The organism is Streptomyces sp. NPDC030820, assembly GCF_055572075.1.
This window is the reverse complement of sequence record NZ_JBVIEB010000007.1, coordinates 127,500-142,550: the sequence shown is the minus strand read 5'-3', so window position 1 is coordinate 142,550 and position 15,051 is coordinate 127,500. Positions and strand designations below refer to the sequence as shown.

At 72.3% G+C, this 15,051-nt stretch carries 14 protein-coding genes; 12 read left to right on the top strand and 2 right to left on the bottom strand.

Annotated features, from left to right (window positions below; all coding sequences use genetic code 11):
- Positions 1 to 147 precede the first annotated feature (147 nt).
- The 4 genes from bioB (at position 148) to ACZ418_RS20670 (ending at position 4,366) form a co-directional block, all read left to right on the top strand.
- Complete coding sequence (gene bioB, locus ACZ418_RS20685) at positions 148 to 1,353, top strand: biotin synthase BioB (protein WP_468364747.1); 1,206 nt, start codon at positions 148 to 150, stop codon at positions 1,351 to 1,353.
- Complete coding sequence (locus ACZ418_RS20680; protein ID WP_468364745.1) at positions 1,346 to 2,635, top strand: adenosylmethionine--8-amino-7-oxononanoate transaminase; 1,290 nt, start codon at positions 1,346 to 1,348, stop codon at positions 2,633 to 2,635. The genes bioB and ACZ418_RS20680 overlap by 8 nt, the downstream gene beginning before the upstream one ends.
- Position 2,636: 1 nt before the next feature.
- Positions 2,637 to 3,362 carry a dethiobiotin synthase gene (gene bioD, locus ACZ418_RS20675; RefSeq protein WP_468364742.1) on the top strand — a complete coding sequence of 242 codons (726 nt, stop codon included), beginning with the start codon at positions 2,637 to 2,639 and terminating at the stop codon, positions 3,360 to 3,362.
- Positions 3,363 to 3,676: 314 nt separating this feature from the next.
- Positions 3,677 to 4,366 (top strand): class I SAM-dependent methyltransferase, encoded by a 690-nt coding sequence (locus tag ACZ418_RS20670; protein WP_468364739.1) that lies wholly within the window; start codon positions 3,677 to 3,679, stop codon positions 4,364 to 4,366.
- 6 nt (positions 4,367 to 4,372) lie between these two features.
- Here ACZ418_RS20670 and ACZ418_RS20665 read toward each other — a convergent pair whose 3' ends face one another.
- Together ACZ418_RS20665 and ACZ418_RS20660 are read right to left on the bottom strand one after the other, a co-directional pair.
- Positions 4,373 to 4,747: a fic family toxin-antitoxin system, toxin component gene (locus ACZ418_RS20665; protein ID WP_468364737.1), complete on the bottom strand. Its 375-nt coding sequence runs from the start codon at positions 4,745 to 4,747 to the stop codon at positions 4,373 to 4,375.
- A gap of 4 nt (positions 4,748 to 4,751) precedes the next feature.
- Positions 4,752 to 4,997, bottom strand: a complete 246-nt coding sequence (locus ACZ418_RS20660; protein ID WP_468364734.1) for a toxin-antitoxin system HicB family antitoxin — start codon at positions 4,995 to 4,997, stop codon at positions 4,752 to 4,754.
- A gap of 116 nt (positions 4,998 to 5,113) precedes the next feature.
- Here ACZ418_RS20660 and ACZ418_RS20655 point away from each other — a divergent pair, with 116 nt between their 5' ends.
- From ACZ418_RS20655 to purB, 8 genes are all read left to right on the top strand, one after another.
- Positions 5,114 to 5,920, top strand: coding sequence for an ABC transporter ATP-binding protein (locus ACZ418_RS20655; RefSeq protein ID WP_468364731.1), 807 nt, complete (start codon positions 5,114 to 5,116; stop codon positions 5,918 to 5,920).
- A 4-nt stretch (positions 5,921 to 5,924) separates the two neighbouring features.
- Positions 5,925 to 8,495, top strand: a complete 2,571-nt coding sequence (locus tag ACZ418_RS20650; RefSeq protein ID WP_468364728.1) for an ABC transporter permease — start codon at positions 5,925 to 5,927, stop codon at positions 8,493 to 8,495.
- Positions 8,496 to 8,540: 45 nt separating this feature from the next.
- Positions 8,541 to 9,428 (top strand): LLM class F420-dependent oxidoreductase, encoded by an 888-nt coding sequence (locus tag ACZ418_RS20645; protein ID WP_468364725.1) that lies wholly within the window; start codon positions 8,541 to 8,543, stop codon positions 9,426 to 9,428.
- A gap of 45 nt (positions 9,429 to 9,473) precedes the next feature.
- Positions 9,474 to 9,899 (top strand): GNAT family N-acetyltransferase, encoded by a 426-nt coding sequence (locus tag ACZ418_RS20640; protein WP_468364723.1) that lies wholly within the window; start codon positions 9,474 to 9,476, stop codon positions 9,897 to 9,899.
- A gap of 151 nt (positions 9,900 to 10,050) precedes the next feature.
- Positions 10,051 to 11,394, top strand: coding sequence for a hemolysin family protein (locus ACZ418_RS20635; RefSeq protein ID WP_468364720.1), 1,344 nt, complete (start codon positions 10,051 to 10,053; stop codon positions 11,392 to 11,394).
- A complete protein-coding gene (locus ACZ418_RS20630; RefSeq protein ID WP_468364718.1) occupies positions 11,391 to 12,404 on the top strand; it encodes a hemolysin family protein in 1,014 nt (337 codons plus the stop codon). Before ACZ418_RS20635 ends, ACZ418_RS20630 begins: the two co-directional genes overlap by 4 nt.
- A gap of 269 nt (positions 12,405 to 12,673) precedes the next feature.
- The gene (locus ACZ418_RS20625; protein WP_468364715.1) at positions 12,674 to 13,462 is read left to right on the top strand and encodes an SGNH/GDSL hydrolase family protein; all 789 of its coding nucleotides are present in this window, start codon (positions 12,674 to 12,676) and stop codon (positions 13,460 to 13,462) included.
- 95 nt (positions 13,463 to 13,557) lie between these two features.
- Positions 13,558 to 15,003, top strand: coding sequence for an adenylosuccinate lyase (gene purB, locus ACZ418_RS20620; protein WP_468364711.1), 1,446 nt, complete (start codon positions 13,558 to 13,560; stop codon positions 15,001 to 15,003).
- Positions 15,004 to 15,051: the final 48 nt, after the last annotated feature.

Below are 15,051 nucleotides of genomic sequence, written 5' to 3'. Positions count from 1 at the left end.
GGGTCCTCCGGGGCTTTTGTAGGTAGCGGACAGACCCTAGCGGCACGAGCAGCCGCCCAGGGTGTGGCAATACCCACACGGTGAACCGTCTCCGTTGTGCAAACTCTCCTTGGCCCCGGGCGGTCCCGTAGGACAGGATCAGGCCTCATGGACCTGCTGAACACGCTGGTGGACAAGGGGCTTCGGCGCGAGCTGCCGACCCGCGAGGAAGCGCTCGCCGTTCTGGCCACCTCCGACGACGACGTACTCGATGTGGTGGCCGCGGCCGGAAAGGTGCGCCGGCACTGGTTCGGGCGACGGGTGAAACTCAACTATCTGGTGAACCTCAAGTCGGGCCTGTGCCCGGAGGACTGCTCCTACTGTTCCCAGCGGCTCGGCTCCAAGGCCGACATCCTGAAGTACACCTGGCTCAAGCCCGACGAGGCCTCCCAGGCGGCCGCCGCCGGCCTCGCGGGAGGCGCCAAGCGGGTCTGTCTGGTGGCCAGCGGGCGCGGCCCGACGGACCGGGACGTGGACCGGGTCTCGGAGACCATCCGGACCATCAAGGAGCAGAACGAGCACGTCGAGGTGTGCGCCTGCCTCGGTCTGCTCTCCGACGGCCAGGCCGAGCGGCTGCGCGAGGCGGGCGCGGACGCCTACAACCACAACCTCAACACGTCCGAGGGGACGTACGCGGACATCACGACCACGCACACGTACGCCGACCGGGTGGACACGGTGCAGAAGGCGCACGCGGCCGGTCTGTCCGCCTGCTCCGGTCTGATCGCGGGCATGGGCGAGAGCGACGAGGACCTGGTCGACGTGGTCTTCTCGCTGCGCGAACTGGACCCGGACTCGGTGCCGGTGAACTTCCTCATCCCGTTCGAGGGCACCCCGCTGGCCAAGGAGTGGAACCTCACCCCGCAGCGCTGTCTGCGGATCCTCGCGATGGTCCGGTTCGTCTGCCCGGACGTGGAGGTCCGGATCGCGGGCGGCCGCGAGGTCCATCTGCGCACGATGCAGCCGCTCGCGCTGCACCTGGCCAACTCCATCTTCCTCGGCGACTACCTGACCAGCGAGGGCCAGGCCGGCAAGGCCGACCTGGAGATGATCGCGGACGCCGGCTTCGAGGTGGAGGGCGCCGGCGAGGTGACGCTGCCGGAGCACCGGGTCGAGGCCGCGGCCGGCTGCGGCTCGGTGTGCGGCTCGCACGAGGGCTGCGGCTCGCACGAGGGCGCGCACGAGAGCGGCGACGCGTGCGGTACGGCGGGTGCGTGCGGTACGACGGCCATGCCGACGGCGCAGGAGGCGCGCACCGATCTCGTCGCCGTCCGCCGCCGGGGCGCCGGAACGGACCTCGCGCCCAATGCCTGATCTGCCCGGCCTGACCGTGCCCGAGCTGCTGGAGCTGGACCGACGGCATGTGTGGCATCCGTACGGTCCGATGCCCGGACGTGCCGAACCGCTCGTCGTGGAGTCGGCGAGCGGGGTCCGGCTGCGGCTCGCCGGCGGCTCGGCCGAGCTGGTGGACGGGATGTCCTCCTGGTGGTCGGCGATCCACGGCTACAACCACCCGGTCCTCAACGAGGCGGCGCACGACCAGCTCGGACGGATGAGCCATGTGATGTTCGGCGGGTTGACGCACGAGCCGGCGGTACGGCTGGCGAAGCACCTTGTCGACATGTCGCCGAATGGCCTGGAGCATGTGTTCCTCGCCGACTCCGGCTCGGTGTCGGTCGAGGTCGCGGTGAAGATGTGCCTGCAGTACTGGCGCTCGCTCGGCCGGCCCGGCAAGCAGCGGCTGCTGACCTGGCGGGGCGGCTACCACGGCGACACCTGGAACCCGATGTCGGTGTGCGACCCGGAGGGCGGGATGCACGCGCTCTGGTCGGGTGTGCTGCCGCGCCAGATCTTCGCGGACGCACCGCCGACGGAGTACGAGGAGTCGTACGCCGACCATGTGCGCGAACTGATCGCCCGGCACGCGGACGAGCTGGCCGCGGTGATCGTGGAGCCGGTGGTGCAGGGCGCGGGCGGGATGCGCTTCCACTCCCCCGGGTATCTCCGGGTGCTGCGCGAGGCCTGCGACGCGTACGACGTGCTGCTGGTGTTCGACGAGATCGCCACCGGCTTCGGCCGCACCGGCGCGCTGTTCGCGGCGGAGCACGCGGGCGTCACTCCGGATGTGATGTGCGTGGGCAAGGCGCTGACCGGCGGCTACCTGACACTGGCGGCCACGCTGTGCACCGCGCGGATCGCCGACGGCATCTCGCGGGGCGAGGTGCCGGTGCTCGCGCACGGACCGACGTTCATGGGCAACCCGCTGGCGGCGGCCGTGGCCTGCGCCTCCATCGAACTGCTCCTGGCACAGGACTGGCGGGCGGAGGTCAAGCGGATCGAGGCGGGCCTGTGGGAGGGCCTCACGCCTGCTCGCGAGCTGCCGGGCGTCCGCGATGTCCGCGTCCTCGGGGCGATCGGCGTCGTCCAGCTCGACCACGAGGTGGACATGGCCGCGGCAACCGCGGCCGCCGTCCGGGAGGGCGTCTGGCTGCGCCCCTTCCGCGACCTGATCTACACGATGCCGCCGTACATCACCTCGGACGAGGACCTGGCGAGGATCGCGCGCGCGGTGTGCGCCGCGGCGCGGGAGGGATGACATGCCGGTACTGGTGATCACGGGCACGGGCACGGAGGTCGGCAAGACCGTCACCACCGCCGCCGTTGCCGCCACGGCGCTCGCGGCCGGGCGCTCGGTGGCCGTGCTGAAGGCCGCGCAGACGGGCGTACGGCCGGACGAGCGCGGGGACGCCGACGAGGTCGCGCGGCTGGCCGGCCCGGTCACGACCGCCGAACTGGCCCGCTACCCCGAGCCGTTGGCGCCGGGCACGGCGGCCCGACGGGCGGGTATGGCTCCGGTCCACCCGCACGAGGTGGCCGACCGGGCGGCCGAGCTGGCCGCCGAGCACGATCTGGTGCTGGTCGAGGGGGCGGGTGGACTCCTCGTCCGCTTCGACGCGGCCGGCGGCACCCTCGCCGACGCGGCCGGGCTGCTCGGCGCGCCGGTGCTGGTGGTCGCCCATGCAGGTCTGGGCACCCTCAACACCACCGAGCTGACTGCGCTCGAACTACGGCGCCGGGACCTGGAGCTGGCCGGCCTGGTGATCGGCAGCTGGCCCGACTCCCCCGACCTCGCCACCCGCTGCAACGTGACGGACCTGCCGGAGGTCGCGGGAGCCCCCCTCCTCGGCGCGATCCCCTCCGGGGCGGGTGCCCTGCCACCGGCCGACTTCCGCGAGGCGGCCCCGGAGTGGCTGGCACCCCGCCTGGACGGCACATGGGACGCGGAGGCGTTCCGGGTACGGATGGCACCGCAACCGTGGTGATGTACGGGGGTGAGTCCGGGAGTTGCGGCAGCCGGGGTGCTGCGCGGACCCGGGTCCGGCAGGCGCCGCAGCCGGGCTGATGGACGGGCCCGGCTCCGGGAAGTGCCACCTCGGGCCACCGCACGACCGACCACCCGCGGTCCGGCGGCCCGAGCCGAACACCCTCCCGGACCGAGTCCCCCGCCCTCCAGCCAACCAGCCCCCGGCGGGAGCCGGGGGCTGAGCCCCGTGACGGCCGGGCGCCGACGCCGAGGGTGTGACGGCCTCGCGCGGGGGAGACTCCTCCTAGTCCGTCCTGCTCCGGGAGGTTCCCCATGCGGCTACTGTCCGGCCCCGACAAGGTGCCGCCGAGTCCCGCCCACCACCCGCTGTTCGCCCGTTACTACGCCCGCTTCAGCGTGAGCGCCGAGACCCGGCTGGGCATGGCCGGGATACGGGAGCGGCTGCTCGCCGGGCTGTCCGGGCGGGTGATCGAGATCGGCGCGGGCAATGGGCTGAACTTCGCGCACTACCCCGCTACCGTCGCCGAGGTCGTCGCGATCGAACCGGAGCCGCTGCTCAGGCAGTTGGCGCTGGAATCGGCCCTGCGTGCCGAGTTTCCGGTCGACGTGGTGCCGGGCGCGGCGGAGGCGCTGCCGGTCAAGAGCGAGGCTTTCGACGCGGCGGTGCTGTCGCTGGTGCTGTGCAGCGTGCGGGACGTGCCACGGGCGCTGAGCGAGGTGCGGCGCGTACTCAAGCCGGGCGGCCAGGTGCGGTTCTTCGAGCACGGCCAGGGCGGCGGCCGGGTGATGAGACTGAGCCAGCGCACGCTGGACCGGACCCTGTGGCCGGCGCTGACCGGCGGCTGCCATCTGTCCCGGCAGCCGGTGGCCGCGCTGCGCGAGGCCGGGTTCACGCTCGGCCCGCAGCGTCAGGTGATGATGCCGGAGCGGGGTCCGGCGCTGCCGTCCTCGTACTGCGCGCTCGGGGTCGCCTGGCGGCCGGACGAGCCGGACACGCGCTGACCGGCCTCACAGGCTCCAGCGGCGCAGCTCGCGCGCGATGTCGTCGACGCCGGCCGCGCCCTCCTTCACCAGCCGGGCGAGGTCCCGTACCTGCTCGGCTGTGGTGACCACCTTCACCCCGCTGGCGACCAGGTACGCATAGGCGACCGCCGAGGCGAACAGCGCGTTGGAGCGCTCCAGCGCCGGCAGGTGGATCAGCAGCTGGAGCAGGGAGGCGGCACGGGTGTGCGGGTCGTCGTAGACGGGCACGCCGAATATCTCGGCGCGGTGCCGGGCGACGGCGGCGATCAGCGCGCCCCAGTCGGTGACCTGCGGGTCCCCGGGGGTGCGCTGTTCGGCGAGCATGAGCAGCCAGGCGAGGTCGATGCTGAGCTCGTTCAAGGGATCAGCGGCCGTCCCCGACGCCGGTGCCGGTGCCGCGGGTCTCGGTGAACTCCTCGGCGAACACGGACTCGTACTGCTTCATGAAGTCGGCGGCGGCCTCGACGAACGTACGGCCGGCCTCCCCGGTGTCCTGTCTGACCAGCTCTTCGATATAGCGGTTGACGCTGATACCGCGGGCCAGGGCGCGTTCGCGGGCCGCACGGGCGGTGCCCTCGTCCACGCGCACGTTCAGCTGGGTCTTCGCCATGCTTCGACGCTAGCGCCGGGGCGCTAGCAAAGCAAGGGCGCGCGGACCCGTGCGCCGGGTCGGCTTGTCGCCTACGCTCGCCCGGGACAAGCGGTTCAGGCGACCGGGAGGCGGTCTTGTCCACACCTGCTGCGCAGCACGCACCGGACGGCGCCGTCGCGGCCCGCGCCCGCGGGCTGACCAAGGCGTACGGTTCCGGCGAGACGGCGGTGATCGCCCTGGACTCGGTGGACGTGGACATCGCGCGCGGCCGTTTCACCGCCGTGATGGGGCCCTCGGGGTCCGGGAAGTCCACGCTGATGCACTGTCTGGCGGGGCTCGACACGGTGTCGGCGGGTCAGGTGTGGCTGGGCGACACCGAGATCACCGGGCTGCGGGACCGGGAGCTGACCCAGCTCCGGCGGGACCGGATCGGGTTCATGTTCCAGTCGTTCAACCTCATTCCGACACTGACCGCCGCCGAGAACATCACCCTGCCCATGGACATCGCGGGCCGCAGGCCCGATCCGCGGTGGCTGGACCAGGTCATCGACACGCTCGGTCTGCGCGACCGCCTCACGCACCGGCCCGCCCAGCTCTCCGGCGGGCAGCAGCAGCGGGTCGCGTGTGCGCGGGCGCTGGCCTCCCGGCCGGAGCTGATCTTCGCCGACGAGCCGACGGGCAACCTCGACTCGCGGGCCGGCCTTGAGGTGCTGGGCTTTCTGCGCGGCGCGGTGGACGATCTCGGGCAGACGGTCGTCATGGTCACCCACGACCCCGGCGCCGCCGCCCACTCCGACCTGGTGCTGTTCCTGGCCGACGGACGCATCGTGGACGACATGGAACGGCCGACGGCGGACGCCGTACTCGAACTCATGAAGCGGTTCGACGTGGTCCGCGAGCGGCTCGGCGACGGCGACGCCGGCACCGTCGGAGAGGACTGACCGGGTGCTCAAGGCGACCCTGAGGAGTTTCCTCGCGCACAAGGGGCGGCTCGCGCTGTCCGCGCTGGCCGTGATCCTGTCCGTGGCGTTCGTGGCGGGCAGTCTGATCTTCTCCGACACCGTCACGCATACGTTCGACCGGCTGTTCGCCTCCACCGCCGCCGATGTGACGGTCCAGCCGAAACAGCTGGACCTGAGGTCGGCCCGGGTGAGCGGCTCCGTGCAGACGCTGCCGGCCGCGCTGCGGGACCGCGTGGCGCGGGTCGACGGGGTCGCGGCGGCACGCGCCGAGGTGTCGGTGCAGAACGCCGTCGTGGTCGACAGCCACAACAAGTCCGTCGGCCCGACCACCGGCGCCCCGACCATCGCGCTGGCCTGGTACGTCACCCACCGCAGCCCGGTGAAGCTCACCTCCGGCCATGCCCCGCACGGGGCGGGTGAGGCGCTGCTGGACGCCGACACGGCGCGCAAGAAGCACGTACGGATCGGCGACACCCTGAGCGTGGAGGCACAGCCGGGCACGTTCCGGGTGCGGGTCGTCGGCATCGCCACGTTCACCACCACCAACCCCGGCGCGGCCCTGGTCTTTCTGGACCCGGCGGTGGCGGGCCGTGAACTGCTCGGTTCCGCCGCGAAGGCGACCAGCATCGCGGTGGACGCGGCCAAGGGCGTGTCCGACGCGGAGCTCAAACGGCGTGTCGGCCGCGCGATCGACACCGGCACCTACGACCTGAAGACCGCGAACGAGCAGGCCAAGTCGGCGGCGGCCAGCCTCGGCACGTTCCTTGACGTGATCAAGTACGTGATGCTGGGCTTCGCCGGTGTCGCCCTGCTCGTCGGTGTGTTCCTCATCGTCAACACCTTCTCCATGCTGATCGCCCAGCGCACCCGCGAACTGGGCCTGTTGCGGGCGCTCGGCGCGGACCGGCGGCAGGTGCGGCGCTCGGTGCTCACGGAGGCGCTGCTGCTCGGGCTGGTCGGTTCCACGCTCGGCCTCGCGGCCGGGATCGGGCTGGCGCTGGGGCTGATCCGGCTGATGAGTGCGTTCGGGATGAACCTGAAGGCCACGGAGATGGTCATCGGCTGGGGCACGCCCGTCGCGGCGTACGTCGTCGGTGTCGGCGTCACCTTCGTGGCCGCCTATCTGCCCGCGCGGCGCGCGGCGGCCGTCTCGCCGATGGCGGCGCTCGTGGACGCCGAAGTCGCCGGTGTGGGCAAGCCGTTGCGGACGCGGGCGGTCGTCGGTGCTGTGATCGGGGCGGTCGGCGCGGCGGCGCTGGCCGGGTGCGCGGTGGCCACGAAGACCGCGCAGGCGGCCTCGCTGCTCGGTCTCGGCGTGGCCCTGACCCTGATCGCGACCGTCGTCGCCGGTCCGCTGCTGGTGCGCCCGGTGATCCGGGTGCTGGGCGCGGCCTTCCCCGCGCTGTTCGGTCCGGTCGGCCTGATGAGCCAGCGCAACGCCCTGCGCAACCCGCGTCGTACGGGCGCCACCGCCGCCGCGCTCATGGTGGGCCTGGCCCTGGTCGGCGGAATGTCGGTGGCGAGCGCCTCGATGTCCGCGTCCTTCGACTGGCAGATCGACAAGACGCTCGGCGCCGACTTCATCGTCCAGAACTCCAACTTCACCCCGTTCACCAAGCAGGTGCGGGACACCGTGGCCCGCACCCGCGGCGTCGGGCTCGTCGTACAGCAGCGGCTCACCCAGGTCGCCGTACGGCTGCCGAACGGCGACCGGGTCACGACGGCCGCCGCCGCGTACGGCCCCCGGCTCGACGACGTCGTGCACATCACCTACGCGCGGGGCGGTTCGGCGGCGGCGCTGGCGGACGGTCACCTCGCCATGGACGCCGACTTCGCCCGGGACCACGGGGTGCGCGTCGGCAGCGTCCTCCCGGTCGAGTTCCCCGGCGGCCGGCACACCGACCTGACCGTCGCCGCGCTCACCAAGCAGGAGACGGCCGAGGGCTTCGGCGCCCAGGGCGGGCTGTACTTCGGGCTCGCCACCCTGGAGAAGTACGTCCCGGAGGCCCAGGACGCCGCGCTCTACGTCAACGCGGCCACCGGCACGAAACCCGCGGATCTACGCCCCCGCCTGGAACGGTCGCTGGGGCCGTTCCCGCAGGTCCAGGTGCGCAATCAGAGCGACTACAAGCAGCTTGTCCACGACCAGATCGCGGTCCTGCTCTACCTGGTGTACGCGCTGCTCGGGCTGGCGATCGTCATCGCCGTGCTCGGTGTGGTCAACACCCTCGCCCTGTCGGTGGTGGAGCGCACGCGTGAGATCGGGCTGCTGCGCGCGATCGGGCTGGGGCGACGGCAGTTGCGCCGGATGATCCGGCTGGAGTCGGTGGTGATCGCGGTGTTCGGCGCGGTCCTCGGGCTGGCGCTGGGACTCGTGTGGGGCGTGTGCATGCAGCAGGTACTGGCCCTGCGCGGGCTGACGGCGCTGGCGTTCCCCTGGAGCACGATCGTCGCCGTCGTGATCGGCTCGGCGGTGGTGGGCGTGGTGGCGGCCCTGCTGCCGGCGCTGCGCGCGTCGCGGTTGAACGTGCTGGCGGCGATCGCCCACGAGTGATGGAATCGCGGGGGTAGCCAAGTCGCCTGCGCACGGGGAGAGTTGATGTCACGTCCGTTCCGCTTCGGGGTCAATCTGCTCACGCCCGCGCCCGCCGCCGAGTGGCGGGCGAAGTGCCGGCGCGCCGAGGAGCTGGGCTACGACGTGATCCTCGTCCCCGATCACCTCGGGATGCCCGCTCCGTTCCCGGCACTGGTCGCGGCGGCCGAGGCGACGCGCCGGCCCCGGCTCGGCACGTTCGTGCTCAACGCGGGGTTCTACAACCCGGCCCTGCTGGCCCGTGAGGTGGCGACCACGGACGCGCTCACCGGCGGGCGCCTCGAACTCGGGCTGGGCACCGGGTACGTGCCGGCCGAACACGAGACGGCGGGGCTGCCGTACGGCTCACCGGGCGAGCGGGTGGACCACCTCCGGCACATGGTCGAGGAGTTGGACCGCCTGCTGGCGTCGCAGGAGCACCAGCCGCGCCCCGCCCAGCCCCGGGTGCCGCTGCTGATCGGTGCCAACGGCGACCGGATGCTCCGGCTGACCGCGGAGCACGCGGACATCGCGGCCTTCACCGGGGCCCGGCCGGGCTCCGCTCCAGGGGCGCTGGAACCGCTGACCGCCGAGGAGCTGGACGAGCGGGTGGCGCGCTACCGGGGACTGGCGGCCGGCCGGGCGGAACCGGCGGAGCTCAACCTGCTCATCCAGCTCGTGGCGGTCACCGACGATCCGCAGCCCGTGCTGAAGCCGCTGCTGGAACGGCAGCCGCAGCTGACCCTGGACGCCGCACTGGCCCTGCCCATCGTGCTGGCCGGCCCGCTGGAGGAACTCGTGGCGCGGGTGCGGGCGCAGCGCGAGCGGTTCGGTTTCTCCTATCTGACCGTGCTGGAGCCGTACATGGAGGACTTCGCGCCGGTGATGGAACGGCTGCGGGAGGAGCCCGCATGATGGAAATCCCCGCGCCGGGCACACCACCCGTGATGCGATCACCACATGACTGACCTGCGGATACGCCCTGCCCTTCCTGACGATCTCGACGCCGTGCTCGCCTTCTGGAAGACGGCCGCCGAGGGCACCAGCATCAGCGACGACCGGGACGGGGTGGAGCACCTGGTGGACCGCGACCCCGAGGCGCTGATCCTCGCCGAGTCGGGCGGTGAGCTGGTGGGCACGGTGATCGCCGGCTTCGACGGCTGGCGCTGCCATCTGTACCGGCTCGCGGTGCATCCGGAGCGGCGGCGGCAGGGCATCGCCTCGGCGCTGCTGGCCGCCGCCGAGGAGCGGTTCGTACGGCTCGGCGGGCGGCGCGCGGACGCGATGGTGCTGGTCCGCAACGAGACCGCGCACCACGCCTGGGGCGCCGCCGGTTACGGTCCTCAGGAGCACTGGCGGCGCTGGGTGAAGCCGCTCACCGACTGAGACACCGAGCCTCTTTGCCCATCCTTTACCATGGAGGGAGCACTCGGCCCTCTATGAAAGGTAGTGAGCGTCCGCCCATGGGCGAGCCTCCCGGTCCGCGCCACCGCGCGTCCCGTCGCGCCCTGTCCGATCATGGGACGGGGGTGACCCGATGACCGAAGTGCTGCTCCTTCTGGTGGCCATCCTGCTGTCGATGGCCTGCGGCGCCTTCGTGGCGGCCGAGTTCTCGCTGACCACGGTGGAGCGCGGCGAGCTGGAGCGGGCCGCCGAACGCGGCGAGCGCGGCGCCCCGGGTGCGCTGAAGGCCGTGCGGAACCTGACCTTCCAGCTCTCCGGCGCCCAGCTCGGCATCACCGTGACCAACCTGGTCGTCGGGATGCTCGCCGAGCCGTCGATCGCCAAGCTGCTGGCGGGCCCGTTCCGGGCGATGGGCCTCTCCGCCGGTACGGCGAGTTCGGTGGCGCTGGTGCTCGGTACGGCCCTGTCGACGGTGTTCCTGATGGTCGTCGGCGAGCTGGTGCCGAAGAACTGGGCGATCTCCGCACCGCTGACCATGGCCAAGCGGGTCGGCAATGGTCAGCGCTGGTTCAGCGCCGTCTTCCGGCCCTTCATCACGCACCTGAACAACACCGCCAACCGTGTCGTGCGCCGGTTCGGCATCGAGCCCGCCGAGGAGCTGGCCTCGGCACGCGGTCCGCAGGAGCTGGCGGCGCTCGCCCGGCACTCCGCCAAGCAGGGCGCCCTGGAGCCGGACACCGCCGAGCTGTTCGTGCGGACGCTGAACCTGGCCGACCTGACGGCGGAGAACGTGATGACCCCACGCGTCCAGGTCATCGCCCTGGAAGCCCAGGCGACCTGCGCGGACGTGGCGAACGCGACCCGGGCCACGGGTCTGTCCCGGTTCCCGGTCTACCAGGGCGGCCTGGACTCGGTCGTCGGCGTGGCCCACATCAAGGACGTCCTGGCCGTGCCGGCCGAGCAGCGCCGCCACCGCCGCGTCTCCCAGGTGATGCGCGAACCGCTGCTGGTGCCCGAGTCCCTGACCGTCGACCGGCTGTTGGACCGGCTCGGCGGCAAGCGCACCATGGCCGTCGTCATCGACGAGTACGGCGGTACGGCCGGCGTGGCGACCCTGGAGGACATCGTCGAGGAGGTCGTCGGCGAGGTGCGGGACGAGCACGACCCGCACGAGACGCCCGACCTCGCCCCCGCCGGCGCGGACGAGCAGGGCCGGGCCCTGTACTCGGCCGACGGTTACGCCCGCACCGACCAGCTCGCGCGCGTGGGGCTGCGGATGCCCGAGGGGCCGTACGAGACCCTGGCGGGCCTGGTCGCGACCCTGCTGGGCCGGATACCGGTGACCGGGGACACGGTCGAGGTCGCGGGCTGGCGGCTGGACGTGGTGGACGCCACGGGCCGCCGCGCGGCGCGGGTGCTGCTGCACGCGCCCCTGGACGACGAGCAGGCCCACGAGACTGCGGAGGGGGCGCGATGACCGTCGTACAGCTGCTGATCGGTCTGGCGACCCTGGTCGTCAACGCCTTCTTCGTCGGCGGCGAGTTCGCGCTGATCTCCGTGCGCCGCTCGCAGATCGAGCCGCTCGCCCAGGAGGGCGACCGGCGTGCGAAGAGCGTGCTGTGGGGTCTGGAGCACGTCTCCGCGCTGCTGGCCGCCGCGCAGCTCGGCATCACGCTGTGCACGCTGGTCCTGGGTGTGGTCGCCGAGCCGGCGATCGCGCATCTGCTGGAGCCGGTGTTCCACGCCATCGGCGTGCCCGTGAGCGCGGGTCACGCGGTGTCCTTCGTGATCGCGCTGACCCTGGCGACGTATCTGCACATGCTGATGGGTGAGATGGTCCCGAAGAACATCGCACTCGCCGAACCGGTGCGCAGCGCGCTGCTGCTCGGCCCGCCGCTGGTCACGCTGTCCCGGGCGCTGCGCCCGGTGATCTTCACGGTCAACGCCTTCGCGAACGGCCTGTTGAAGCTGCTCAGGGTGGAGGCGAAGGGCGAGGTCGCGGCCACCTTCACGGACGCCGAACTCGCCGAGATCGTCAAGGACGCCAGCCAGGCGGGCCTGATCGACGTCCGGGCGCAGGAGCGGCTGCACGATGCCCTGGAGCTGGGCAGCCGGCCGGTGCGGGATGTCGTGGTGCCGCTGAAGCGGGTGGTGTACGCGCACATGGGCGTCACCCCGGAGCAGCTGGAGCGGCTGTCGGCCGACTCGGGCTTCTCGCGGTTCCCGGTGGTCGACGTGGGCCGCCGGATCGTGGGCTATCTGCACGTCAAGGACGCGCTGGACGCCTCGCCGCGAGACGTTCCGTTCCGGCTGCGGGACATGCGGCCCATCGCACGCGTACGGGAGCGGACCCCGCTGGACGACGTGCTCACCGCGATGCGCGGCAGCCGAACCCATCTCGCGGCGGTACTCGGCGACGACGGACGGCTGGCCGGCCTGGTGACCATGGAGGACGTGCTGCGACAGCTGTTCGGGCAGCCCGCGTGAGCCTCCGGCGGCTCGGGCTGGGCTGACGGCCGGGGGGCCGGTCGGGTGCGGGGCCCGGGCGGTTCCAGAGGCTGGAGGTCCGGGCAGGACAGGGCAGGGCGGGTCCGGGCAGGGCACGTCCAGGCAGCGTCCAGGCAGGGCGGGTCCGGGCAGGGCACGCCGGGCAGGTCCAGGCGGCGAAGCTCAGGCACGTCGGGCCCGGGGTGAGGCAGGGCGTTTCCGGGGTGACCGACCGGCGGGTATGGAGCCGGGATACCATCGCTCACGCCATGCAGACGAATCCCACACCTCCCCCTTACAGCAGCCTGGTCGCGGTCGGCGACTCCTTCACCGAGGGCATGTCGGACCTGCTGCCCGACGGCTCCTACCGGGGCTGGGCCGACCTGCTCGCCGCGCGGATGGCCGACCGCACGCCGGGCTTCCGGTACGCCAACCTGGCCGTGCGCGGGAAGCTGATCGGACAGATCGTCGACGAGCAGGTGGACGTGGCGGCGGCCATGAACGCCGACGTGATCACACTGGTCGGCGGGCTCAACGACACCCTGCGGCCCAAGTGCGACATGGGCCGGGTCAAGGGCCTGCTGACCGAGGCCGTGGAGCGCCTCGCACCGTCCTGCAAGCAACTCGTGCTGATGCGCAGCCCCGGCCGCCAGGGCCCGGTGCTGGAGCGGTTCCGGCCGCGCATGGAGGAGCTGTTCGCCTGCGTGGAGGAGCTGGCCGGCAGGCACGACGCGGTCGTCGTCGACCTGTACGGGGCGCCCGCGCTGGGCGACCCCCGGCTGTGGGACGTGGACCGGCTCCATCTGACGGCGGAGGGGCATCGCCGGGTCGCCGAGGCGGTCTGGCAGACGCTCGGATACGAGCCGGAGGACACCGAGTGGCATGTGCCGATGCCGGCCACGGCCCCGCCGGGCTGGGTGACGCGCCGGGTGACGGACGTGCGGTTCGCCCGGGAGCACCTGCTGCCGTGGATAGGCCGGCGCCTGACCGGCCGCTCCTCCGGGGACGGCCGCCCGCCGAAGCGTCCGGAACTGCTGCCGTACGAAGCTCAGGCGTAGCCTCGCGGTCATACCCACGTGACGGGCCTCTCGTAGCTTCCGCCGAACAGGGGCATGGCGTTGGCCTGCACAAATCACCAGTAGAATCCGTACACGTGACTTCCGCCGCGCCCGCCAAGCCCCGCATCCCGAACGTCCTCGCCGGACGCTACGCCTCCGCCGAGCTCGCCACGCTCTGGTCCCCCGAGCAGAAGGTGAAGCTGGAGCGGCAGCTCTGGCTCGCCGTGCTGCGGGCCCAGAAGGACCTCGGCATCGAGGTGCCGGACGAGGCGATCGCCGACTACGAACGTGTCCTCGACACCGTCGACCTGGCCTCGATCGCCGAGCGCGAGAAGGTCACCCGGCACGATGTGAAGGCGCGGATCGAGGAGTTCAACGACCTCGCCGGGCACGAGCACGTGCACAAGGGCATGACCTCCCGCGACCTCACCGAGAACGTCGAGCAGCTGCAGATCCGGCTCTCGCTGGAGCTGATGCGCGACCGTACGGTGGCCGTGCTGGCGCGCCTGGGCAAGCTGGCCGGCGAGTACGCCGAGCTGGTCATGGCGGGCCGCTCGCACAACGTGGCCGCGCAGGCCACCACCCTCGGCAAGCGTTTCGCGACTGCCGCCGACGAGCTGCTCGTAGCCCACGGCCGCGTCGAGGAGCTGCTGGGCCGCTACCCGCTGCGCGGCATCAAGGGCCCGGTCGGCACCGCGCAGGACATGCTGGACCTGCTCGGCGGTGACGCGGCCAAGCTCGCCGAGCTGGAGAACCGGATCGCCGGGCACCTGGGCTTCTCGCAGGCGTTCACCTCGGTCGGCCAGGTCTACCCGCGCTCGCTGGACTACGAGGTCGTCACGGCGCTGGTGCAGCTGGCGGCGGCGCCGTCCTCGCTGGCCAAGACGATCCGGCTGATGGCCGGGCACGAGCTGGTCACCGAGGGCTTCAAGCCGGGCCAGGTCGGCTCCTCCGCCATGCCGCACAAGATGAACACCCGCTCCTGCGAGCGCGTCAACGGCCTCATGGTCATCCTGCGCGGCTACGCCTCCATGACCGGCGAGCTGGCCGGCGACCAGTGGAACGAGGGCGACGTGTCCTGCTCGGTGGTGCGCCGGGTCGCGCTGCCCGACGCGTTCTTCGCGCTGGACGGTCTGCTGGAGACCTTCCTGACGGTCCTGGACGAGTTCGGCGCCTTCCCGGCCGTCATCGCCCGCGAGCTGGACCGCTACCTGCCGTTCCTGGCCACCACCAAGGTGCTCATGGGCGCGGTGCGGGCCGGTGTGGGCCGCGAGGTCGCGCACGAGGCGATCAAGGAGAACGCCGTCGCCACCGCGCTGGCGATGCGCGAGCAGGGCGCCGAGCGCAACGACCTGCTCGACAAGCTGGCCGCCGACGAGCGCCTGCCGCTCGACCGCGACCAGCTGGCGGCCCTGATGGCCGACAAGCTGTCCTTCACCGGCGCGGCGGCCGCCCAGGTCGGCGTGGTCGTCGGCCGGATCGAGGAGATCGTCAAGCAGCACCCGGAGGCGGCCGGATACACGCCCGGAGCGATCCTCTGACCCGCACACCCCGCTCGCCGCGCTTCACAAGGGCGGAGCTGGAGGCCG